Below are 23,723 nucleotides of genomic sequence, written 5' to 3'. Positions count from 1 at the left end.
ATCACATAAAGTATTAACATCATCTCCTTATAAATTACAATTATTATTGAAATTTTATAAGTTTTACTTATTTCTGTTATAACCGTTACTAATAATAAAATCTGTAACAATTAGAATAAATTCAATGATTAATATTTAAACAATATTCTAGAACTAGGTAGGTAATAACATTGAAATTGAGCAGTCTAAAATATTTTGAAAAACTAATAGAGACAAAAAGCTATAGCAAAGTTGCTGAGTATTATAAAGTCACTCAGCCTGCAGTTTCAATGAATATTAAACAATTAAGAACAGAATTAAACGATAATTTAATTATCTTCAACCAATCTACCGGATCTATAAATTTAACTAAATCTGGAAAGAATCTTCACCAACATGCCAAGAAAATTTTGCATCAGTGGGAAGATATTGAAGCTGAAATTAAAGAGAAAAATTTAAAGGATATCAATTTAGGAATTTCCCCACTAATTAGTGATGGATATTTTCCTAATCTATTAAATCAATTGACTGATGATAAGAATCATAAAATTAATATAATAGAAAATGATACCAATAACCTCTTGAAAGATTTAGAATTTGGCGACTTAGATTTAGTGTTAGTTGAATCAATCAATTCAATAAATAAAAAAGGTATTACAGCTGAAATTATTGAAACTGACCAAATTAACATTATCGTAAGTAAAAATAATCAGCTGGCAAATAAACGTTTTATTGATTTTCGAGAACTAAAAAATATTCCCTTTATCACGATGCCCAACAAATTTTTACAAGCACAATTATTCAAGTATTTTGAAAGAAAATATGATACTTCTATCCCGGTAGTTTCTTGTGTTCGAGATCCCACACTTATTAACCAATTAGTTAAAAAAGATATTGGTTTTTCATTTTCATTAAATCAATGGTTGCCACAAGATCATCAAGATGAATTAGTTGCTTTAAAACTTAAAGACAATGAATTACCTAATTTTGTACTTTCAGTTGCTTATCCTAAAGAACACAATCTTAGCAATAGAGAAAAAGAAATTATTCAGACCATCAAAAAATGCTCAGCATCCAAAAATATTAAATCATGAGATTAAGTCTGTAATTTTTTTCAATGAATCTTGTGCTTCTGGGGTTGAGTAACATGAAAAAACATGATTCATTTTACGAATGCAAGTGCTTGCATGCATTTTTTAGAACAAATAGGCCTTAATCATAGATGAACTTAATGTCTCTATTGATTAAGGCCTATTTGTTTTTTATAAGTTTATCAATTAAAAAATTTAAACAAATTAAAACTAAGCACTAGCTTGATTGAATGCAGAACCCCAACTATTCATAGCCATAATGACGGGTTCTAAACTTTTCCCAAAATCAGTTAAACTATACTCCGTAATTGCAGGTTTTACAGAATAAACTTTTTTTATTAATAATTCCATCTGTTTCTAGTTCACTTAATTGAAGTGCTAGCATTCTTCTGGAACAACTACCAATTTCTTTTTGGATTTATTTCTAACTGTTCAAACATAGCTTCCCAGGCTGCTAAAGAGGTTAAAGGCATTGCTGCTGCTTCTGCATCTGTTAGTTTTTGTGGAGCATTACCAACAATTCTTTCATCTACTAACTGATATTCGCTATCACTTCCGGGACGAATAAATGAACCTGCATAGAATACTCGATCACCAGGTTTGAACATAGTAACACTAGCACCAACAGACTCTACCGTTCCAACTGCGTCCCAACCAATTACTTTAGGTTCCTTTAATGCATGATTCAAACCATTTCTAACTCCAACATCTACTGGGTTAACTGAAGTAGCGTTCACTTTTACCAATAAGTCATGATTACTGGGTTTAGGAGTGCTAGTTTCAAATTCAAAAAAGTTTTCACCAGTATCTGAAACTGGTTTATTGTATCCAATTGCTTTCATAAATATTTCCTCCATCTATTCTTAAAGAACAATTCATCAAGTTATATTTTTTAACTTGAAACTATCGTAAGTCCTAATTTATCTTTCAACAATAGTGAAATTTTTGTTACTTTATCTATAAAACTAAAGTAACAAAAATTTCACTATTGTTGGAATAAGGTGGCAGAACTATGATTGAGTTACTTCAAAAGAAAAAATACTAAAGGAGCTTTATTATGGAACAAGTAAAAATTGGAAAATCAAAAGTAGTTACTACTACTTTTGGACTATGAACTAATACAGAATACAAGGCTATTAGTAATAAATTTTAGTTAATTTACATCAATAGAAATGCTGATACATTTTTATCACTAGTAATAATAAAATGAACAAAAAATCCCATCATATGATGGGATTTTTTATTATTATCTAAAAAAGGTTTATTTACTATAAATAATAGTATATTGCAAACGACTTATTAACGTTATTTCACCGAATAAGTAATCTGATATTTCGGATGTTTTGGTATAAAATATCTAATTAATCATTTGATTGCAAAAATGGAACAATTTGTTGAAAAGCAACTAACTTATTCCCTACCTGACAATGATATTGTCCACCTTGTTCTTTAGTGAAAATGTGAGTTTCAATTTGAGCTGCATTAATCAATCTTTCTTGTAAATAACCAGTGCGATAAGTAGGAACATACATATCTTCATTACCTGCCAATAATAATGTATTTTGTTGCACTTTATCTTCAATACCTTTCAAAGTAAATTGTGACATTTTTCGAACAATTTCACTATAACTCTTTACACCATAAACTCCTTGAGCCTTAGTTAGCTTGAAACTAAGATCAATGTTATTTTTACTCATATTTTCAAGTAACTGATCAAACTTTTTATCACTTTCTGAACTATCTCCATCTAATACATGCTCAAAAAAATCTTTGATTTCTTCAGGAATAGTTGCTTGGTTTTGCTTCCCAATTAAAGCGTCAAGCATACTATAAAAGGTATCAAATGCAATTACGTTCTTAATTCTGGGCTCAAAAGCAGCCGCTCTAACAGCTAAATAACCTCCTAAAGACATGCCCATTAAACTAACATCTTTCAAACTGAAGAAATCCAAGATGACTCCAACTGGTTTTTCCCATTGATAAGTTAAATAAATCCCATTTGCCATTGGTTGTCCTTGACCTGGACCTTCAAACAATAAAATATTATAGTTATTTAAATCTTTTAAATAAGTTTGGGAAACTCTAATTAACTCTTCTAAGTAAGAATCAAATCCTCCATGAAAAACGAGCCAATTACTAGCATTAGGTTTTTCAATGGTAACAACAGGCAAATAATTATCTTCATAAGGCACTTGATAATGTTTTAAGTTATGATTATCTATACTTTTATAAAAAGTTTCTTTAAATAATTTATATGTTTTTAGGTTTTGGGGATCATCTTCTGAAACAAAAAAGTTGGCTAATTGATAGTAGGCAGATGCTACTCCATATTGCTTCTCCTCGTTTTTCTCATCTCCCAATTTCAGCCAAACACTATACCATTCACTAAGTGAATTAATCTTATTCCCAGCTGCAAAAGCTTCCTTTTGAACATTTTCATCATCATAATATGGTTCTAAGAAACGATTCATTTGAAAATTCATTTGTTCATTATCAATATATTTTTTATACATTATAAAATTTCTCCGTGATCAATTTATCTTACATAAATCATCTTATCTTGACTTAAAATCAAATCATAGAAACAATTAAGCTTAAATTGTCCAAATATACTAAAAAGGAGATCATTAATGACTAATTCAGAAGTACAGATTAATCATGCAATAATTGAATTATTAAAAGAAAAAGACTTTGCAAACATTACTATTGAAAATATTTGTAATAAAGCCAAAGTCGGGAGATCAACGTTTTATAATCATTTTTTTGATAAATATGAAGTAATTGAAAAAATGAACTACAAATGGGAAAAAATTATGGAAAAACGTATGGATCAGAGGTTTCGCTTGAAAGATATAAAAAAATTTTTAAATGAATTTTTAGCAGATTTTAATGATCCTGAATTAATCATTCTTCTTAAAATTAAAGATGACCATTTTACTTTAACTCAAACCTTAAAAGATATTATGAAAAAAAGTTTTCTTAAAAATAAAGTTAGTCATCAAATGATACAAGAGTTGAATATTTCTAAAGAGTTTTCCAGTAACTTGTTTGTATCAGTCGCTTTTTCATTAATAGAAGAAAGTATTAACAATAATAACCAAAAACAAGTTGAAAATGCTATTAATTATATTAATGAATTACAAAAAATGATTTTCAATAATAAATAACTGTCTGTTTATATCTTAAATTCATTAAATAATTGAATTCAGAAATAATTATTAACAAAATTTAAGATTATATGCAAAAAGAGGACTTACATATTTGTAAGTCCTCTTTTCTATTTCATAAATTATATTACTATAATTTATTATTTTTCTTCTTTTCTCTTTCTGAATCCGTCTAGTCCGAAGAATCCAAGAATTGAAAGTAAGATTGCACCAATGATACTCATCAAACTACCAGTAGCATCTTGTCCAGTTTGTGGTAAAGCAGCCTTTTTAGGTGCTTCAGCTGGCTTAGCAGCTGGGGCTGGAGTTTCTGCTTGAGCTGGTGCTTCAGCCTTAGGTGCTTCTGGAGCAGGTGCTGCTGGTTGTGCTGGGGTTTCAGGTTGAACAGGTGTAGCTGGAGTAACTGGTGCACTTGGTTGTTCTGCAGGCTGTGCAGGAGTTTCAGGTGTACTTGGAGTTACAGGAGTTGCTGGTTCTTCATTTTTCACGTAGTGAATTGGAGTATCTTCACCTAAATGATCATGATCAATTGGGTAAGGAGTTCCTGGAGTCAACTTATTACCGTTCTTATCAACTGGTGTGTAACCAGGGATATCAGGAATAAGTGGATTACCAGCTTCACTAGGGTTATCTGGGTTATTTGGATAGATGATTGGAGTTGATCCAGGAACATCTGGTACCAAATGACCTAATGCATGGTAGAGAACTGTTACTTCAGAGTTAGATGCATCAGCATTAACTGTTTCAGCACTAACTTCAGGAGTGTCAGTATAGTAACCATTGATTACTGGAGAGTTAACGGCACCGAAGGTATCGTTAACTGGAGTCCAGTTACCATATGAAATAATCTTGCCAGTTACTTCATCAAAAGTAGCATTACGACCAAACTTAGTTGATTCAACTACATCTTTAGCAACCGTATTACCTTGATCATCTTTGTAGTGGATTGTTCTAGTAACGTCTTTAACTAGGTCTTTTTCACCAATTCCATCAGGATACTTAGGTCCATCTGGATTATTTGGATCAACTGGTTGTCCTGGAGTTCCTGGGTTATCAGGAGTTACTGAACCAGTCTTGTGTTTCAAGACAACTGTAAAGGTTGGATCATCAGTAGTGAAAGTGTAGTCACCTGGGTAACCGTCGGTTACTAATTCATAACCTTGAGCTTCTAAGGCAGCAATTTCATCTTTAGTACTGTAATCTGACTTAGTTCCAAACTTACCATCTAAAGTATCACTCTTGATAACACTGTCGTTATTATCTTGGTCAACATAGTTAACGTGGGCTTGTTCAGCATTGGCGTTGTAAATAACCGTTACATCGATATCACTATCATCAGCAGTTGTGGCAGCTTGGCCAACAACTGCTTGATCAGGAGTAAAGCCAGCAATAGCTGGTGAATCAACTGCAGCGTAATCTGGATTAGTTGATGTCCACTTACCAGTTTCAATGATCTTACCGGTTACTTCATCAAAAGTAATTTCTCTAGTGTACTTAACTTGTTCAATAACATCTTTAGAAGCTTGAGTTCCATCAGCATATTGATAATGAATTGTTCTAGTAATGTTCTTAGTCAAGTCTTGTTCGCCAGTTCCATCTGGGTACTTAGGTCCAGTTGGATTATCTGGATCTACTGGTTGTCCTGGAGTTCCTGGGTTATCTGGATCTACTGTCTTGTGTTTGTGTTTCAAGACAACTGTAAAGGTTGGATCGTCAGTAGTAAAGGTGTAGTCACCTGGGTAACCGTCGGTTACTAATTCGTAACCTTGAGCTTCCAAAGCAGCAATTTCATCTTTAGTACTGTAATCTGACTTAGTTCCAAACTTACCATTTAAAGTATCACTCTTGATAACACTGTCGTTATTATCTTGGTCAACATAGTTAACGTGGGCTTGTTCAGCATTGGCGTTGTAAATAACCGTTACATTACTATCACTATCATCAGCAGTTGTGGCAGCTTGGCCAACAACTGCTTGATCAGGAGTAAAGCCAGCAATAGCTGGTGAATCAACTGCAGCGTAATCTGGATTAGTTGATGTCCACTTACCAGTTTCAATGATCTTACCGGTTACTTCATCAAAAGTAATTTCTCTAGTGTACTTAACTTGTTCAGTAACATCTTTAGAAGCTTGAGTTCCATCAGCATATTGATAATGAATTGTTCTAGTAATGTTCTTAGTCAAGTCTTGTTCGCCAGTTCCATCTGGGTACTTAGGTCCAGTTGGATTATCTGGATCTACTGGTTGTCCTGGAGTTCCTGGGTTATCTGGATCTACTGTCTTGTGTTTGTGTTTCAAGACAACTGTAAAGGTTGGATCGTCAGTAGTAAAGGTGTAGTCACCTGGGTAACCGTCGGTTACTAATTCATAACCTTGAGCTTCCAAGGCAGCAATTTCATCTTTAGTACTGTAATCTGACTTAGTTCCAAACTTACCATCTAAAGTATCACTCTTGATAACACTGTCGTTATTATCTTGGTCAACATAGTTAACGTGGGCTTGTTCAGCATTGGCGTTGTAAATAACCGTTACATCGCTATCACTATCATCAGCAGTTGTGGCAGCTTGGCCAACAACTGCTTGATCAGGAGTAAAGCCAGCAATAGCTGGTGAATCAACTGCAGCGTAATCTGGATTAGTTGATGTCCACTTACCAGTTTCAATGATCTTACCGGTTACTTCATCAAAAGTAATTTCTCTAGTGTACTTAACTTGTTCAGTAACATCTTTAGAAGCTTGAGTTCCATCAGCATATTGATAATGAATTGTTCTAGTAATGTTCTTAGTCAAGTCTTGTTCGCCAGTTCCATCTGGGTACTTAGGTCCAGTTGGATTATCTGGATCTACTGGTTGTCCTGGAGTTCCTGGGTTATCTGGATCTACTGTCTTGTGTTTGTGTTTCAAGACAACTGTAAAGGTTGGATCGTCAGTAGTAAAGGTGTAGTCACCTGGGTAACCGTCGGTTACTAATTCATAACCTTGAGCTTCCAAGGCAGCAATTTCATCTTTAGTACTGTAATCTGACTTAGTTCCAAACTTACCATCTAAAGTATCACTCTTGATAACACTGTCGTTATTATCTTGGTCAACATAGTTAACGTGGGCTTGTTCAGCATTGGCGTTGTAAATAACCGTTACATCGCTATCACTATCATCAGCAGTTGTGGCAGCTTGGCCAACAACTGCTTGATCAGGAGTAAAGCCAGCAATAGCTGGTGAATCAACTGCAGCGTAATCTGGATTAGTTGATGTCCACTTACCAGTTTCAATGATCTTACCGGTTACTTCATCAAAAGTAATTTCTCTAGTGTACTTAACTTGTTCAGTAACATCTTTAGAAGCTTGAGTTCCATCAGCATATTGATAATGAATTGTTCTAGTAATGTTCTTAGTCAAGTCTTGTTCGCCAGTTCCATCTGGGTACTTAGGTCCAGTTGGATTATCTGGATCTACTGGTTGTCCTGGAGTTCCTGGGTTATCTGGATCTACTGTCTTGTGTTTGTGTTTCAAGACAACTGTAAAGGTTGGATCGTCAGTAGTAAAGGTGTAGTCACCTGGGTAACCGTCGGTTACTAATTCGTAACCTTGAGCTTCCAAAGCAGCAATTTCATCTTTAGTACTGTAATCTGACTTAGTTCCAAACTTACCATCTAAAGTATCACTCTTGATAACACTGTCGTTATTATCTTGGTCAACATAGTTAACGTGGGCTTGTTCAGCATTGGCGTTGTAAATAACCGTTACATCGCTATCACTATCATCAGCAGTTGTGGCAGCTTGGCCAACAACTGCTTGATCAGGAGTAAAGCCAGCAATAGCTGGTGAATCAACTGCAGCGTAATCTGGATTAGTTGATGTCCACTTACCAGTTTCAATGATCTTACCGGTTACTTCATCAAAAGTAATTTCTCTAGTGTACTTAACTTGTTCAGTAACATCTTTAGAAGCTTGAGTTCCATCAGCATATTGATAATGAATTGTTCTAGTAATGTTCTTAGTCAAGTCTTGTTCGCCAGTTCCATCTGGGTACTTAGGTCCAGTTGGATTATCTGGATCTACTGGTTGTCCTGGAGTTCCTGGGTTATCTGGATCTACTGTCTTGTGTTTGTGTTTCAAGACAACTGTAAAGGTTGGATCGTCAGTAGTAAAGGTGTAGTCACCTGGGTAACCGTCGGTTACTAATTCGTAACCTTGAGCTTCCAAAGCAGCAATTTCATCTTTAGTACTGTAATCTGACTTAGTTCCAAACTTACCATCTAAAGTATCACTCTTGATAACACTGTCGTTATTATCTTGGTCAACATAGTTAACGTGGGCTTGTTCAGCATTGGCGTTGTAAATAACCGTTACATCGCTATCACTATCATCAGCAGTTGTGGCAGCTTGGCCAACAACTGCTTGATCAGGAGTAAAGCCAGCAATAGCTGGTGAATCAACTGCAGCGTAATCTGGATCAGTTGACGTCCACTTACCAGTTTCAATGATCTTACCAGTTACTTCATCAAAAGTAATTTCTCTAGTGTACTTAACTTGTTCAGTAACATCTTTAGAAGCTTGAGTTCCATCAGCATATTGATAATGAATTGTTCTAGTAATGTTCTTAGTCAAGTCTTGTTTGCCAGTTCCATCTGGATATTTAGGTCCATCTGGATTATCTGGATCTACTGGTTGTCCTGGAGTTCCTGGGTTATCTGGATCTACTGTCTTGTGTTTGTGTTTCAAGACAACTGTAAAGGTTGGATCGTCAGTAGTAAAGGTGTAGTCACCTGGGTAACCGTCGGTTACTAATTCGTAACCTTGAGCTTCCAAAGCAGCAATTTCATCTTTAGTACTGTAATCTGACTTAGTTCCAAACTTACCATCTAAAGTATCACTCTTGATAACACTGTCGTTATTATCTTGGTCAACATAGTTAACGTGGGCTTGTTCAGCATTGGCGTTGTAAATAACCGTTACATCGCTATCACTATCATCAGCAGTTGTGGCAGCTTGGCCAACAACTGCTTGATCAGGAGTAAAGCCAGCAATAGCTGGTGAATCAACTGCAGCGTAATCTGGATCAGTTGACGTCCACTTACCAGTTTCAATGATCTTACCAGTTACTTCATCAAAAGTAATTTCTCTAGTGTACTTAACTTGTTCAGTAACATCTTTAGAAGCTTGAGTTCCATCAGCATATTGATAATGAATTGTTCTAGTAATGTTCTTAGTCAAGTCTTGTTTGCCAGTTCCATCTGGATATTTAGGTCCATCTGGATTGTTAGGATCTACTGGTTGTCCTGGTGTACCAGGATTATCAGGGTTAACTGTTTTGTGTTTGTGTTTCAAGACAACTGTAAAGGTTGGATCTTCAGTAGTGTAAGTGTAACCATCAACTGGGTAACCGTCGGTTACTAATTCGTAACCTTGAGCTTCCAAAGCAGCAATTTCATCTTTAGTACTGTAGTCTGCCTTATCACCAAACTTACCATTTAAAGCATCACTGTGTAATACAGCATTGTTATCATCTTGATCAACGTAGTTAACTGTTGCTTTTTCATTGTCAGCCACATAAGGAACTGGAGTATCTTTTCCTGGATTATTTGGATCAATTGGGTAAGGAGTTCCGGGTTTAATTGGATTACCGTTTGGATCTAATGGTGTATAACCAGGATAATTAGGAGTAATTGGTTCTCCAGCCTTGGTAGGATCATCTGGATCATTTGGATATGGTACTGGTGTTCCACCAGGAACTTCTGGAATCAAATTACCTAACTTGTTATAAATAACTAACTTAGTTTGATTTTTACCTTCAGTGACTTGTCCACTAGCTGTTTTCTGATTTGCATAATATCCAGTTACTACTGGAGAATTTGCACTAACATTAACATCTTGACCATCGTCAGGAATCCAGTCTCCCCAAGTGGTTTCACCAGTTTCATCATTCTTGGTTCCATCACGATGGAACGTAACTTGTTTAGTTACATCAGTAACTGCATTACCATTAGCATCTTTTAATACTGGTTGTCCGTCAGCATATTGATAATGAATGGTTAAAGAACCGGTTCCTTGTTCACTAACTGGTTCAGAAACTCGTTTAACAACCACTGTATAAGCTAATGGTTTCCCACTATTGTAATCTAAAGTGATTCCATTATCAGGAACATCACTACTTACTAATGAATAACCATCTTTTTCCAAAGCAGCTAACTCATCTTTAGTGGAGTAGTCTTTATGTTCACCAATCTTGCCATCTACATCATCTGTATGAAGAACCTTGTTTCCATCTTGATCTACATAAGTGATTGTAGCTGTTTGTTTATCAACTACATATGGAATGGTAGTATCTTTTCCTGGATCATCCACTGGTACAGGAGAAGGGTCACCAGGAGTTAACACTTTAGAAGGATCATTAGGATCAACTGGAACATAACCAGGAATATCTGGAATTGTTGGTTGTTGTGCTTTAGTTGGATCATTAGGATTGATTTGATATGGTTCATCATGTGACCCATTATCAATTGGGTTCCCATCTTTATCAACTGGAACTAACTTACCTAATTTATTAATTTCAAAGGTGATTTCTCGTGATTGTTTAACGTAAATTGGCGATACAATGATTGTACCTGATCGAGGTATGGATTTATCGTCGTTATTATGACTTGGAATATCCCATGAATATTGTTTAGTTGCTGAATTATACGTGTACTTATCATCAATGTGGTATGTGTCACCATATTTAGTTCCGTCAGGACTGTAAAGACTAACATCCATTCCACCATGATTATCAGTTTCAGTATAAACTACACGAGTTCCATCATTAAAATATCGAGACCATTCATGACCAACTTCACCAAACTGAGAAATAGTTCCTTTAGCATTATCTGGAACCAAACTAATATAATAATATCCATCTTTAACCTGCTCAGGAACGCCAGTAACATCATATTTTTGTCCTGTTAATCCATCAAAAGTACTTTCAGCAACTACATTTTTGGTCTGTTTGTCAACATATTTAATATGTTGTGTAACAACTTGAGGAATAAAGAATGATGCTCCACCTACGCCAGTAATCCCACCAGTTGGATTTCCCATAAACCATGGAACATCAAATCTAACATCGGAACTATCGCCGTAAGGAACTGCAAATTCTCCTGAATAATTTCCAAAATTATAGTAAGAAAAATCATTTATACTTTTAGAAGCGACAACGTTAGGATTTTGGTCAGTAGCGCCTTTACTTGAGATTTCATAGGAATTAATTACGTTACCATTTGTATCTAATTCATGAACGTAATAATTTCCATCACCACTACGATCAGTAGAATAAACTATTGTAGCAACGCCATTTGTACTATCAAATCCAGCAGTAATACTGTTATATCCGAATGTATAATGGTTTTGATCTGGATCAACCCATCGTCCTTGATAGTCAGGATCATTTAAATCAATTTTTATCCCGTTTACATTTATTGTATCTGCTTGTATTGAGTTATCAGATTGAGCATTCAAATTAATGGATGATTGATTTTCCGAGTTAGCATCGTTCTTATCTTGTATGCTTTGTTCAGTATCAGCATTTTGATCAATCTTAGCATGATTGTCTGATTCATCTACTTGATTATGATTATCAATCTTACTTTGGTCCGTTGCTTTACCATCAACATTTTGGGCGGTAGAATCATCGGCAACCTTTTCGTTTTGCTCTACAGAATTTTCATCATTTTGGTTAGATGAAGTAGAATCTGTTTGTTTAACATCTTCTGATTGGTTTTGATTAGTTGAACTAACAGTATCTTTTTTCTCACTGTCAGTTTCCTTAGTCTGGTCAACACCAGTTGATTTATTTTGATCTACAACATTACCGTCAGCTTTTTGTGATGATGTATCCACTTGTTGTTTAGTTTGATCGGCAGTTTTTGCATCATGATTTTGCTCATTACTGTCGGTTGTATTTTGACTTTCTGTACTATTGTCAGCTTTTTGATCAGTTGAAGTAGTATTTTCTGATTGGTTAGCAACAATGTTGGTTTTACTTTGATCAGTCGTATCAGTAGTTTGCGCAATTGATTTTTGATCATTATCATTACTTGCTGATTGCTGAGTAACGTCACTTGATTGTGAGTTTACAGGAGCATCTTTTGTTTGTTCATTATTATCTTGAGATTTATCTGACCCATCCCCATCAGTAGTAGTTGAACTAGTATTGTTTTGATTTTGAGTGGTACTTACTGCTGTATCAGCGTGTACGCTCTTTCCATTTGATAGGAATGACCCACCAGCAATTCCAGCGGTAAACATGGTAACCGTAATGGCACCAAACATCCAGCGCTTTCCTGCTTTGTACATTTTATAGTGGGTTTTATTTTCACTATTAAACATGTAAAAACCTACCTTTCTTTTCCATATTTCCATTAAAAACAACTATGCGATAATGAATGTGCATAATTTAATAGTACATAATCAAACATCGCGGATTTAACTATACTTGGCAACAAGCTGTATCGTCAAACCGAACACTTTATATCAATAGTGTTGATATAAAATCTGTTATATATTCGTCTTGGATTTTAAAAATAATATGTTTCATGTAATACAATATCGTCCAAAATAATTAATTTAATTATCGTGATTATTATTATCTATAAACAAAAAATTTCCTAAATTCGAATAAAAATTCGACTCTAGGAAATTTTGCTAGACATTATTTATTTGTTTTTTACTAATTTTCGAATTGAATCAATTAAATTTTGTTCTAACTTGTTTAACTTGTATGATTTACGCCAAATCAAGGAAATATAAATCTCTGGAATCTTATCACTATCGGGCTCAATCGTTACAAGTCCATCTTCTGGATTAATAGATTTCTTAAGTAAAAAAGAAATCCCCACATTTTCTTTAATTAATTGTTTAATCATTTTATAATCACTAGTTCGATAAACCACATCAGGAGAAGCAAGACTATACTTTTTAATCTTATCCAAAAGATTTGATTGGATATAACCATCATTCATTTGAATCACTTTTTCATTGTCTAAATCAAAAAAAGTAACCTTTTCCTTTTGGGATAACGGATTTTCTTTGCTCACTACTACGTTGAATTCATCTTTATTCAAAACTTCGGAATGAATATCTTTAATTTCAAGTGGTTCGATTGAGGCAACTAATGCCATTTCAATTATCCCTTGATTTAGTAATTTAATTAATTCAGTCGAATTATTTTCAATAATACTTAAGTTTACCAAAGTATTTTTATTTAATTTAGGTGCTAATTTAGAAAAATAAGTGTGATTAATCATTGGTGGCATTCCCAAATTAATTTTAGGTTGATGTAACTGTCTTTCAATTTCATTATCAAGCAAAGCAACTTGTTCAACTATTTCTTTTGAATATTTATGAAATTCTTTTCCAGCCGGTGTCAATATCAACTCGTTATACTTTGACGTATGAACAATTAAGTTATAACCAATATCTTCTTCTAATCGTTTGATTCCCATGGAAACTGTTGGTTGTCCAACATTGAAGTAATCAGCAACATTACTATAGTTTTTAAGTTCAATTAGTTTTTCAAAGTACTGTAAATTTTGTAATTTCATTTGACCATCCTGCCTTATTATTAATTCGTCTTAGTTACGCTTTAGTTTAGATTTGGTATTTTATCATCAAATTCATAAAACACAAACAATAATCTCTAATTTAGATAATTTCAAATGATTAATAATATAACATATTTTATGTTTATAACTAAAAAACCATTCTATAAATTTATTTTTACTTTAAGATAAACATTGTTTTTTGATAATTAAAAATCATTTCCCTAAACTATAATTTAGATTTATAATAAAATTCAAGAAATCAATATCATTATTTATTTGAATATAATTGCCTAATTAATAATTTAAACAAGGAGAAAAATCATTTAATGAATAAATCTCGTGTAGAAGCATTAACAGATGCCATTGTAGCAATCATCATGACTGTCATGGTATTAGAATTCAAGGTTCCCGATAGCCCAAAATTGTCTGCAATTCTTGCAGAAATGCCTTACTTATTTGCTTACATAGTAAGTTTAGTATTCATCGGAGTTGCATGGTATAACCAGCATTATATGTTTGCATTGGTAAAAAGAATCACTAAAAAAATATACTGGGTTAATAATTTGTGGCTTTTCACGATGTCTTTAATTCCCGTAGCAGCCGGATGGGTCGGAAAATACATTAATAGTACTGGTCCTGAATGGTTTTATCTAATAATTTTCGTATCATGGAGCTTTGCCTATTTATACCTAAGTAAATCAATTATCAACCAATTAAAAAAAGAAAATGAAACTACTGCAAAAAAAATCGAACAAATGTTTATTTATCGTTTTATTGAAAGTCCGTGGTTCATTGCAGTAACCGTCATAATGGCAGTAAGTATCTTTTTCTTCCCGCCAAGTGGACTGATTCTAGGATTTATTGAATTGGTTGTTAATGGTATTAAGACCAACACCGATAGTGACAATTTAGAAAAATTCATGAAATAATTTATGAAAAAAAGAGGCTGTTATTCAGTCTCCTTTTTTGTTAGCTATATTTTTATTTGTCCATAATCAAAAGTGATTTAATTGCTTCACGTTTATCCATTGCTTCATATGCATTTTGAATATGATCAAGATCAAATTGTTTTGTAAATACTTTACCAGGATTAATCTTACCATCTAAGACAGCTTGAAGTAATTCTTTTTTGTCATAAGTAGTAACTGAAGCAATTCCACCACGCAAACCAGTATTATTAAAGAAAAGCTGGTTTGTATTCATTTCTGCTTTTTGAGGAATCCCAACTCGACCAATAATAGCTCCAGGACGAGCAACTTTAGTAGCTGTATCAACTGATTGTTCCGTTCCTACGCATTCAAGAATAGCGTCAGCTCCAGCATTATCAGTTAATTCCATCACGTGTTTAACTGCTTCATCACCACGTTCCGGCACAATATCAGTAGCACCAAACTCTTTTGCTAATTTTTGCCGATCTTCATGACGACTCATCGCAATAATTCGTTTAGCACCACGTAATTTTGCCGCAATTACTCCACTAAGTCCTACAGCACCGTCACCCATTACTACAACAGTATCGCCTGGTTTTACTTCAGCACTAGCAGCCGCATGATACCCAGTTGCCATAACATCAGATAAAGTAACAAAAGAATTCAACATTTCATCTGAATAATCTGCTGGCTTGCCGGGGATTTTTACTAAAGCCCAGTTAGCATTGTAAAAACGAAGATATTCAGCTTGATAACCAGTGTTACCACCCTTTTCTTTGTTAAAACAATTACCATCAAACCCAGCTAGACATGCAGCACAATGGCCACAACCATGAGTAAATGGAGCAATTACAAAATCACCTGGTTTTACTTCAGTAACATCCGAACCTACTTCTTCAACAATCCCGATTGCTTCATGGCCAATTCGTGAATGTGCAGGTCGTTCTGATAAACCTCTGAACCACCATAAATCAGAACCACAAACACTAGCACGTACAATTTTAATAATTACGTCTCCTGGTTGTTCAATCTTTGGTTTAGGTACCTCAACCGTTTGAACTTTCCCAGGTTTAATAAATTCTGCTGCTTTCATTTTATCCATTAAAAACACTCCTTTAAATATCTTTTTAATTTACATTATCAAAGATGTAACAATCATAGCAGGTACAATTGTATTAAGTCTAATATGTTGCTTACATTAAGTTAGTTAATCAATTTTTTTAAGATCAATAAACAAGGTATATAATTATAGTAAATTTTACGTAACCATTATAACTGACAAATACCACAACAGCTATCTTAATTTAAGGAGACTTTTTATGTGTACTTCAATTATTATTAAATCAAAATCAGGCAATCCCTATTGGGGAAGAACAATGGATTTTGTTCCACAATTTTTTGATACCCCTAATGAACCTGCTATAATTCCATCGCAAATTATCAACATTCCTGCTAATTATGAAATTCACTCTGAATTAAAAAATTGGAAAAGCAAGTATGCAATTATGGGAGTGGGTCTTAAAAACTCTGAAATTTTATACGATGGCATTAACGAAAAGGGATTGGTAGGCGATATTCAAATCCTAATGGAAGCAACTCATGCTTCCCTGGACTCTTTAGAATCTCGTGATTTAAAGCCTGTTTTAGGAGAAGAATTTTTCACATATATTTTATCGCAGTGCAAAGATATTGCTGACGTAAAAGCACTAACAAGTAAACTAGGCCTTTTAGATCAAAAATATCATTTAAAAAATCATGAACTATCATTAAGTCCCCATTATACCTTTATGGAAGAGTCTGGAGCAGCTGTGGTTTTAGAACCAACTGACAATGGTGCTTTTAAAATTTATGACAGTATTGGCGTTATGACAAATAGTCCAGAATATTCATATCATACGACTAACATTCGTAATTATATTTCTTTAAATGATATGAACATTACGAACGGTAACATTGGTGGAAAATTTCCCTTAGAACCAATTGAAAAGGGAACTGGATATGGATTATTTGGATTGCCCGGCGATTATACATCACCATCTAGATTTGTTCGCTCAATGTACATTTCCAATAATATTAATGATTTCTCAGATGAAGAAGCCATCCCAACTTTATATAATATCTTTAAACCAGTTATGATTCCAAAGGGAATGAATAGATATCCCGATAAACCTAACCTAACAGACCATACTCAATATTGGTCTGGCTATGATGTTAAAAATCGAACTTTGTATTTGCAAATCCCTACTTGTTTAACGTTAACTAAAGCAACCTTAAACTCTCAATCAGATAAATTAATCACAATGGATATTAATGAAAAATGGAAAACAAATAATCCTATTCAAGCTTAGAAAATAATTAGATACAAAAATACCAAACTATCTGCAATTACAATAGCTTGGTATTTTTTCTTTAAAAAACTAGTAAAAAGTTTAAAAATAAAACTTACGAGAAAAATTTTTTTGTGTTAAATTAATCAATACTTATGAAAAGGAGATGTAAATTTGCCTAATAATTTTAAAGAAGAATTATTATTTACTGGTTTAATGGCTGGAATGATGGTTCTAGTAATGGAAACATATAATATTGCAATCAATACTGGGGTCAATGGATCACTTTTTCTAAAAGTGATTATGGGATATCCATTAGCTCTCTTAGTCGCAGCCTTGTTTGATTTACTACTGGTTGGTCCAATTGCTAAAGGAATATTTTTTAAATTGATATTTAATCCTAAAATGGAAGAAAAACCCTATTTGATTGCATTTGGGATTTCAACGTTAATGGTATTAGGTATGGTAACTTGTATGTCTGTATTTGGAATCGTAATTGAAAATGGATTTGCCAATCTAACATTAGGTAATTTTGGAATTACCTGGATTAGAAACTTTATTTTAGCATTACCACTGCAATTAATTATTGTTGGACCAATTGCAAGAATGATTTTAGATAAAGTCCAAACTAGAAATAATTAAACAAAAAATCAGTAGTGAATTGAGAGATTCACTACTGATTTTATTTTACCTATTTTTTACTCGTTGAAAGAAATCTAGAAATAACTGTTCTTGAACACTATCCTGTTGCCATAAATATTCCGGATGCCATTGCACTCCTGTTATACTGGCATCTTCATTTTCAATTGCTTCAATCACTCCGTCATCTGCTTGTGCAACTGCTCGTAATCCTGAAGCAACCTGCCTAATTCCTTGGTGATGCTTAGAATTAACAATGGGATGCATCCCAATCGCTTGGGATAAATGACTATTTTCAGAGACTTGAACTGTATGAGTTGCTGTCGCAATCTCTTCTGGCTGATTGTGTTTTAAAGTTTTGTTAGTTATTTGGGTGGCTAAATCCTGATATAAAGTACCTCCCAAAGCAACATTAATCACTTGATAACCACGACAAATTCCTAAAACTGGTTTGTGCTGTCTGATTGCTTCTTGTAAAACCTGCATTTCAAGTTGATCATGAGGTTGATAAGTTTTTCCTAATTCTGAAATTGGCTTTTCATGAAATAATTCTGGATCAACATCTTGCCCGCCTGGAATTAAAATTCCATCAACCAAATCAACATAATTCTTTATTAAAGATGACGGAACAACTGGAATAATAATCGGCATTATTTCATGTGCTGTTAATAGTTGTAAAAAAACACGTGCAGTGTAATTAGAAAAGTTCAGATTAATATCATCTGGATTTTTTAGATTCACATTAGCAGTAATCCCAATCTTCATTTTTATCATCCCTTATTGTCTAATTTTCTAAATAACTAACTGGTTTATCAACATCAATCTTAGTTCCCTTAAATTTCTTATTGATGTAATCCTGTGCGGGTTTGCTATGGTAGAGCTTAACTAATTTCTTGTATTGTGGATTATTCTTGTTTTTCTCGTTGGTTGCTAAGACATTGATATTATTCTTAGTAGATTGATCCATCTTTTCATGATAAATCGAGTCGTGTTTAACGTTCAAATGACTTTGTAAAGCCATTGTATTACCAATCACCACAGCGGCTACATTTTTATCATTTAACAAACGTGGTCCAGTATGATCATCAACTTCTTGGAATTTCAAATCTTTATGATTATCTGCAACGTTTTCTGGTTTATACAAACCACCGCTTGGGTTACCCTTTAATTTAATTAAACCGGCACTTTGTAATAATTTCAAACTTCGCGAAGTATTGGCAGGATTACTAGAAATCGCAACCGTGGCATCTTTAGGTAGATCTTTTACCGATTTGTAACGTTTAGAATAAATTCCCATCGGTTCTAGATAAGTGGTTCCTAAGGGAGCAAGCTTGCCATTTTTACTCTCATTGTTAAAGTATTTCAAATATCCGTACATTTGAAAGGCATTTACGTCAACTTCCCCATTCAATGTAGCTTTATTTAATGAAACACCATCAGAAAAATCTTGCACTTTTAAATTAAGACCCGCTTTTTTCGTTTCTGGTAATTTAGCGATGTGTTCCCAAACTTCAGTATCTGGACCATAAGAACCAATCGTAATGGTTTTAGGACTATTTTCTTGATGATTTCCAATAAATGTATGATAAAATCCGAATCCAATTGCTAAAACCACTACAATTCCAGCAGTCCATTTCCAAAATTTTTTCATTTTTTATCTCCTTTAAATCCTACTTGTTCGTAATATCAGTTCCAAAGTACTTGATTGACAAACGCTTCATAGTACCGTCGCGTCGTTCTTCGTCTAATGCTTTATTCATTTTGTGATTTAATTCTTTCGAATTTTTATTCATCATTGGAGCAATGGAAGCAGGAGTAATCACATTACTAGGAACTACTTGATAAGTTAAATCGGTTTTAGGATGATTTTTTTGCCAATAAACAAAAGCCTCTTTAGAATTAACTGCTGCTTGAACTCGTCCATCGTCAATCATGTCCATTGAAGTTTGAAATTCTGGAGATGCAACTGGCTTAGCACCTAGTTTAACAGCATTATTCCAATTATCGGTTCCGGTTCCTTCGGCTACCTTTTTACCTTTTAAATCTTTATAATTTTTAATTGGTGAATCTTTTTTAGTAATGATAATTGCTTTGGAATAAGCATATGGTTTTGAAAATCTAAATTGCTTCTTCCGTTTAGGATTTTCTGCTAAATTATTAAAAACTACATCATAACTTTGTGAATTAATTCCTTGAATTAAAGAATCCCAACCTGTCGTTACAAATTTGGGTTTTAACCCCATTTTTTTAGCAGTATCTTTAGCTAATTCAACTTCAAAACCGGTAAGTTTTCCATTTTGTCGGTAAGCATATGGAGGATACGTTCCTTCCAATCCAATCGTTAAAGTTCCTTTTTCCTTCGTCTCTGAACTTTGATTGCCACAAGCTGCCAACACCAATGTTATTAAGCCCAACATTAAAATTAACGGTAATTTTTTCTTCATTTTTTCTACTCCAATCTAATTATAAAATTCAAGAAAATAAAAGCCGGTTAAACTAATCATCATTAGTCTAACCGGCTTTTATTTTCTAAACGTAATTCAGAAAAAGAATTAAAGTATGTTAAAAAAGTTTTAACATCCAATCCCAGTTAGACTAACAATCAAGTTGTATCTAACCGGATATGACAACTACTCCACTTAGATACAGATGTGGTAACATCCGTATCCAAACAGGTTTACGAACACTACCTATATCATGCAACAAGTACAGCAGCAGTTTGACTGGTAAACGTTCGTAAAAGTAGTCATTAATTCTTCCTCCTCTCTTAATTAAATGTTAAGAATATTAAACCATGTTATAAAATATTAGTCAATAACTTTTAATCACAATTTACTTTAAATTCATTTTGCAAGATTATAATCATTAAGATATAATAAAAAAAATAATTAAGGAGAACTATTATGAAAATTTGGTCAATTATAACTCTGTTTGAATTTATTATCTTTGCTTTAATGGCTATTTTGATTTTAGTCCGTAAAACTGATGGTGCTGGCGTTGTACAAACAATGGAAATTAGGTGGATTACTTTGGGTATTTTAGCTGTATTCTTCTTTATTCCGTTTATAATTCAGATTATTTGGTTAATCATTTTGAAAGTAAATAAGAAATAGTGTAGTGCCCCAAGTAAAAATGATTTTTACTTGGGGCAATTTGTATAATAATTACAATAAATAATTTGTTTATAAAAAGAAGGATTAACATATGAAAGAAACCTTAGGAACCATTTTACATAATGCTAGAATCAAACAACATCTTTCACAAAAAGATACTGCTGCTGGAATTTGTTCCCAATCAATGCTTTCTGCTATTGAACACAATCAATATACGCCAAACGCTGAATTATTAATTAAATTGTGTCATAAACTTAAAATTAATTTAGAAGAAATTAGTCTATCTGAAAATTATGCAATTGGTAATAATCAAAAACTAAATCAAAGATTAGATAAATTATGCAATCAACATCAATATCAAGAGATGTATATTTTGTTAAATCAATCAGCAACAATTGAAAAAATTAACACTGATTTTCAAGCACAGGCATACTATTATTATCTAGGAATTGCTGAAGCTCAGTTTAAAAATAATCTCAGCAAAACACAAAAAATATTAAAAATGTCCCTTGCCAACAAATCAAAATTACTTGCGTCACAAAATCTAACTTGTTTAACTCATGCTTCGCTAGCTTTAATGGCTGCCAAACTACAATTACCAACTCAAGTAAAAAAACACCTTAAAGAAGCTTTTAACGGCTTAAATGACTTATCATATACAGAAAATCAAAATATTATCTTTTATTTGGCCGCTTTTAGCATGTTGTTACTAAATAAATACGAAAAAGCCGCTAATTTAATCAATAAAGGTATCGAATTTACTACCACACATGATTCTCATTATTTACTGGCTAATGATTATCATTTGCTTGCTGTAATTAGTCAAAAAACAAATAATGAACTCCTAGAGAGCGAATCTCAACAACGAGAAAATATTTTCAGCAACTTATTTTCTGAAAAAGTCTTCAAAAATTTATAAAATATCAGGATTATGATTTTTTATAAATCAGTCTTTTCGTTAAGCTAACACCAATCAATCAGAAAGGTGTGTCAGCTTATGCAAACTTTATTTTCAAATCTTATTACAACCACTGGAAGTCCAGAAACAGTCACAGAAATCTTGGCTAATCCTAAATTTTTACTCAAATGGGTAACTGAAATTCATTCTGTAACTGAATCACAACATACTTTTACCATTGAGCGAGGTAAAGGTTCATTAAATCCTCATGAATTAATCCAGATTGAAACTAACCATGATCAAATCATCTACCACAGTACTCAAGGAAGAGTAACGTATGACCTAATTTTTACAATCCAGAGCGAAAATAATCTGACTCTGATTAAAGAATCCTTTTTAATCTCTAATAAAACTAAACTACCTTTAAAACTTTTGGCACCAATTGCTAAACATGCTTTTTATCAAAATTTAAAACAGCTTGTTGTGTTAATTGAAACATTAGAATAAAAGGAGATTAGTTATGAAAGCAATTGTGCAACCCGATTATTCAGGAATTAATGGTTTAAAAATTGAAAATGTGAAAATTCCAAGTGTTTCATCATTTTCGGAGTTAATCGAAGTAAAATATGTTCCAGTTTTGCCCTGGGATGTTAAAAGTGAAAACGGCGAACTTAGAAAATTTCGTCCCCAACACCTTCCAAGTATCATTGGATATGGTTTCGCTGGAATTGTTAAAAGTACTGGACGTTTGAGAAATAAAAAACATATTAATCAAAAAGTTATTGGTATTTCGCAAAAAGGAAGTTTTTCAGAATACGTAACTCCAGAAATTCCACTATATACCTTCACATTGCCAGAAACCGTTTCTTTAAAAACAGGAACTACAATTTTTGGCGGTGCTGACACGGCAATGATGATGTTAAAAACCATCAAACCAACTTCAAAAACAAATGTCTTACTAATCGGAGCAGCTGGAGGAGTTGGTAGTTACTTGTTGCAATTATTAAACTTAGCAGGGGTTTCTACCACTGTCTTTTCATCAAATACTAGTCAATCTTTTTTGACAGAAAACTTTGATAATAAAATTATTACTAACCCTAACAAACTAAAGATAAATAGCTATGACTATTTGCTAGATACCACTGGAAATTCAGCGTTAATTAATCAGTTAGAGCCCACATTAATTACTAATGGAACAATTTTCTCTGCTGCTTTACCTAACTTTATCCCGATTAGAAAAGATCTTCATGCAATCTTTAAAAATAATCCCATCTCGCCGCATAGCTACCAAAAAATTATTGAAATGCTTTCTAAAGGCCAACTTGTTTCATATATTGATTCTATTTATAATTTTAAAAATACCAAAACAGCACAAAAACATTTAACTGATCACGGAAAAACTGGAAGAATATTGGTTGAATTTTCTTAAAAATTAGAAGATTTTAACTTTAAATGAGACACATCAAAAATTATTAAATTTTTAGTCTTAACTTATTAAAGAAGTTAAGACTTTTTTAGCATATTCCAACTAAATATATCGTTATAATGGTTAATGCATCCTTAGTTTAAATTGTTTGATTAAAAAGATTTACATTTGATTCACTAATCTGTTGCTCATGATGAAAGATTTTAACTTGCCACGTTTGGATTTGTCGACCGATTTTTACTGGAGTAGCTGCAACTTGAAGTTGACCAAGTTTCATTGGTCTTAAATGTGTGGTCTGAATATCCAGTCCAACTGCTACTTGCTTACTAGAATCAAGATTCTGATTAGCACCTAAGCTAGCTGCAGTTTCAGCTAAAACACAACTAATCCCGCCATGCATTAAACCATATGGTTGTTGATGTTCTGATTTGATTTCCATCGTTAAAATCACTTTTGCCGGAGTTAATAATTCCGTTTTTATGTTAAATAAATCAATTAAATTCACGAGTTAATCCCTTCCGCTAACAATCTTTTTTAATTAATCTTATACTAAGCATATTATCACAATCAATTTGGAGGT

General features: G+C 33.1%; 19 protein-coding genes and 1 pseudogene. 9 read left to right on the top strand and 11 right to left on the bottom strand.

The genetic code is table 11. The features are described from left to right. Positions 1-170 precede the first annotated feature (170 nt). Entirely contained in the window at positions 171-1,073 is a 903-nt protein-coding gene (locus AC0GLR_RS00585) for a LysR family transcriptional regulator (protein ID WP_495604893.1), read from the top strand. Positions 1,074-1,280: 207 nt separating this feature from the next. Here AC0GLR_RS00585 and AC0GLR_RS00580 read toward each other — a convergent pair whose 3' ends face one another. The 4 genes and pseudogenes from AC0GLR_RS00580 to AC0GLR_RS00565 form a co-directional block, all read right to left on the bottom strand. Next, entirely contained in the window at positions 1,281-1,421 is a 141-nt protein-coding gene (locus tag AC0GLR_RS00580; RefSeq protein WP_495604892.1) for a winged helix-turn-helix transcriptional regulator, read from the bottom strand. Continuing rightward, the gene (locus tag AC0GLR_RS00575; RefSeq protein ID WP_495605391.1) at positions 1,366-1,488 is read right to left on the bottom strand and encodes a winged helix-turn-helix transcriptional regulator; all 123 of its coding nucleotides are present in this window, start codon (positions 1,486-1,488) and stop codon (positions 1,366-1,368) included. Before AC0GLR_RS00575 ends, AC0GLR_RS00580 begins: the two co-directional genes overlap by 56 nt. Next, positions 1,487-1,912 (bottom strand): annotated as a pseudogene (locus AC0GLR_RS00570) (alcohol dehydrogenase catalytic domain-containing protein); the annotation flags it as partial. The gene AC0GLR_RS00575 and the pseudogene AC0GLR_RS00570, both read right to left, overlap by 2 nt. 519 nt (positions 1,913-2,431) lie before the next feature. Further along, entirely contained in the window at positions 2,432-3,583 is a 1,152-nt protein-coding gene (locus tag AC0GLR_RS00565; protein WP_495604891.1) for an alpha/beta hydrolase family protein, read from the bottom strand. A gap of 117 nt (positions 3,584-3,700) precedes the next feature. Here AC0GLR_RS00565 and AC0GLR_RS00560 point away from each other — a divergent pair, with 117 nt between their 5' ends. Beyond that, positions 3,701-4,237, top strand: a complete 537-nt coding sequence (locus tag AC0GLR_RS00560; protein ID WP_495604890.1) for a TetR/AcrR family transcriptional regulator — start codon at positions 3,701-3,703, stop codon at positions 4,235-4,237. A 140-nt stretch (positions 4,238-4,377) separates the two neighbouring features. Here the strand turns inward: AC0GLR_RS00560 and AC0GLR_RS00555 are convergent, their stop codons facing one another. Both AC0GLR_RS00555 and AC0GLR_RS00550 read right to left on the bottom strand, forming a co-directional pair. Further along, positions 4,378-12,597 carry a mucin-binding protein gene (locus AC0GLR_RS00555; protein WP_495604889.1) on the bottom strand — a complete coding sequence of 2,740 codons (8,220 nt, stop codon included), beginning with the start codon at positions 12,595-12,597 and terminating at the stop codon, positions 4,378-4,380. Between the two features lie 326 nt (positions 12,598-12,923). Further along, positions 12,924-13,811, bottom strand: a complete 888-nt coding sequence (locus AC0GLR_RS00550; RefSeq protein ID WP_495604888.1) for a LysR family transcriptional regulator — start codon at positions 13,809-13,811, stop codon at positions 12,924-12,926. A gap of 326 nt (positions 13,812-14,137) precedes the next feature. On the opposite strand from AC0GLR_RS00550, the gene AC0GLR_RS00545 reads away from it, so the two are divergent. Beyond that, a complete protein-coding gene (locus tag AC0GLR_RS00545) occupies positions 14,138-14,740 on the top strand; it encodes a TMEM175 family protein (protein ID WP_495604887.1) in 603 nt (200 codons plus the stop codon). Between the two features lie 52 nt (positions 14,741-14,792). Here AC0GLR_RS00545 and AC0GLR_RS00540 read toward each other — a convergent pair whose 3' ends face one another. Further along, positions 14,793-15,833 (bottom strand): zinc-dependent alcohol dehydrogenase family protein, encoded by a 1,041-nt coding sequence (locus AC0GLR_RS00540; protein WP_495605390.1) that lies wholly within the window; start codon positions 15,831-15,833, stop codon positions 14,793-14,795. A gap of 226 nt (positions 15,834-16,059) precedes the next feature. On the opposite strand from AC0GLR_RS00540, the gene AC0GLR_RS00535 reads away from it, so the two are divergent. Together AC0GLR_RS00535 and AC0GLR_RS00530 are read left to right on the top strand one after the other, a co-directional pair. Further along, the gene (locus AC0GLR_RS00535; protein ID WP_495604886.1) at positions 16,060-17,088 is read left to right on the top strand and encodes a linear amide C-N hydrolase; all 1,029 of its coding nucleotides are present in this window, start codon (positions 16,060-16,062) and stop codon (positions 17,086-17,088) included. Between the two features lie 153 nt (positions 17,089-17,241). Next, on the top strand, positions 17,242-17,709 hold the full coding sequence (locus AC0GLR_RS00530) for a DUF2798 domain-containing protein (protein WP_495604885.1): 468 nt from the start codon (positions 17,242-17,244) through the stop codon (positions 17,707-17,709). A gap of 45 nt (positions 17,710-17,754) precedes the next feature. On the opposite strand, the gene AC0GLR_RS00525 is transcribed toward AC0GLR_RS00530, so the two are convergent. From AC0GLR_RS00525 to AC0GLR_RS00515, 3 genes are read right to left on the bottom strand one after another with little or no spacing between them, the layout of a single operon-like run. Continuing rightward, on the bottom strand, positions 17,755-18,471 hold the full coding sequence (locus tag AC0GLR_RS00525; protein WP_495604884.1) for a gamma-glutamyl-gamma-aminobutyrate hydrolase family protein: 717 nt from the start codon (positions 18,469-18,471) through the stop codon (positions 17,755-17,757). A gap of 19 nt (positions 18,472-18,490) precedes the next feature. Next, positions 18,491-19,357, bottom strand: a complete 867-nt coding sequence (locus AC0GLR_RS00520) for a MetQ/NlpA family ABC transporter substrate-binding protein (RefSeq protein WP_495604883.1) — start codon at positions 19,355-19,357, stop codon at positions 18,491-18,493. Positions 19,358-19,376: 19 nt separating this feature from the next. Further along, entirely contained in the window at positions 19,377-20,150 is a 774-nt protein-coding gene (locus AC0GLR_RS00515) for a transporter substrate-binding domain-containing protein (RefSeq protein ID WP_495604882.1), read from the bottom strand. A gap of 459 nt (positions 20,151-20,609) precedes the next feature. On the opposite strand from AC0GLR_RS00515, the gene AC0GLR_RS00510 reads away from it, so the two are divergent. From AC0GLR_RS00510 to AC0GLR_RS00495, 4 genes are all read left to right on the top strand, one after another. Then, positions 20,610-20,819: a DUF3923 family protein gene (locus AC0GLR_RS00510; protein WP_495604881.1), complete on the top strand. Its 210-nt coding sequence runs from the start codon at positions 20,610-20,612 to the stop codon at positions 20,817-20,819. A 91-nt stretch (positions 20,820-20,910) separates the two neighbouring features. Beyond that, a complete protein-coding gene (locus AC0GLR_RS00505; RefSeq protein WP_495604880.1) occupies positions 20,911-21,738 on the top strand; it encodes a helix-turn-helix domain-containing protein in 828 nt (275 codons plus the stop codon). A 78-nt stretch (positions 21,739-21,816) separates the two neighbouring features. Next, positions 21,817-22,224: a hypothetical protein gene (locus tag AC0GLR_RS00500; protein ID WP_495604879.1), complete on the top strand. Its 408-nt coding sequence runs from the start codon at positions 21,817-21,819 to the stop codon at positions 22,222-22,224. 13 nt (positions 22,225-22,237) lie between these two features. Then, positions 22,238-23,146 carry an MDR/zinc-dependent alcohol dehydrogenase-like family protein gene (locus AC0GLR_RS00495; RefSeq protein WP_495604878.1) on the top strand — a complete coding sequence of 303 codons (909 nt, stop codon included), beginning with the start codon at positions 22,238-22,240 and terminating at the stop codon, positions 23,144-23,146. A gap of 136 nt (positions 23,147-23,282) precedes the next feature. On the opposite strand, the gene AC0GLR_RS00490 is transcribed toward AC0GLR_RS00495, so the two are convergent. Next, on the bottom strand, positions 23,283-23,648 hold the full coding sequence (locus AC0GLR_RS00490; protein WP_495604877.1) for a PaaI family thioesterase: 366 nt from the start codon (positions 23,646-23,648) through the stop codon (positions 23,283-23,285). Positions 23,649-23,723: the final 75 nt, after the last annotated feature.

The organism is Fructilactobacillus sp. YLN 2412 (genome assembly GCF_059488745.1).
Note: the sequence above shows the minus strand (reverse complement) of the source record. Positions and strands in the feature narration are given on the sequence as shown.

Bases quoted from the DNA above. Each gene is read 5' to 3' on its own strand.
- AC0GLR_RS00580 (WP_495604892.1), bottom strand. From the start codon at position 1,421: ATGGAATTATTAATAAAAAAAGTTTATTCTGTAAAACCTGCAATTACG.
- AC0GLR_RS00565 (WP_495604891.1), bottom strand. From the start codon at position 3,583: ATGTATAAAAAATATATTGATAATGAACAAATGAATTTTCAAATGAAT.
- AC0GLR_RS00560 (WP_495604890.1), top strand. From the start codon at position 3,701: ATGACTAATTCAGAAGTACAGATTAATCATGCAATAATTGAATTATTA.
- AC0GLR_RS00555 (WP_495604889.1), bottom strand. From the start codon at position 12,597: ATGTTTAATAGTGAAAATAAAACCCACTATAAAATGTACAAAGCAGGA.
- AC0GLR_RS00550 (WP_495604888.1), bottom strand. From the start codon at position 13,811: ATGAAATTACAAAATTTACAGTACTTTGAAAAACTAATTGAACTTAAA.
- AC0GLR_RS00545 (WP_495604887.1), top strand. From the start codon at position 14,138: ATGAATAAATCTCGTGTAGAAGCATTAACAGATGCCATTGTAGCAATC.
- AC0GLR_RS00540 (WP_495605390.1), bottom strand. From the start codon at position 15,833: ATGAAAGCAGCAGAATTTATTAAACCTGGGAAAGTTCAAACGGTTGAG.
- AC0GLR_RS00535 (WP_495604886.1), top strand. From the start codon at position 16,060: ATGTGTACTTCAATTATTATTAAATCAAAATCAGGCAATCCCTATTGG.
- AC0GLR_RS00525 (WP_495604884.1), bottom strand. From the start codon at position 18,471: ATGAAGATTGGGATTACTGCTAATGTGAATCTAAAAAATCCAGATGAT.
- AC0GLR_RS00520 (WP_495604883.1), bottom strand. From the start codon at position 19,357: ATGAAAAAATTTTGGAAATGGACTGCTGGAATTGTAGTGGTTTTAGCA.
- AC0GLR_RS00515 (WP_495604882.1), bottom strand. From the start codon at position 20,150: ATGAAGAAAAAATTACCGTTAATTTTAATGTTGGGCTTAATAACATTG.
- AC0GLR_RS00510 (WP_495604881.1), top strand. From the start codon at position 20,610: ATGAAAATTTGGTCAATTATAACTCTGTTTGAATTTATTATCTTTGCT.
- AC0GLR_RS00505 (WP_495604880.1), top strand. From the start codon at position 20,911: ATGAAAGAAACCTTAGGAACCATTTTACATAATGCTAGAATCAAACAA.
- AC0GLR_RS00500 (WP_495604879.1), top strand. From the start codon at position 21,817: ATGCAAACTTTATTTTCAAATCTTATTACAACCACTGGAAGTCCAGAA.
- AC0GLR_RS00495 (WP_495604878.1), top strand. From the start codon at position 22,238: ATGAAAGCAATTGTGCAACCCGATTATTCAGGAATTAATGGTTTAAAA.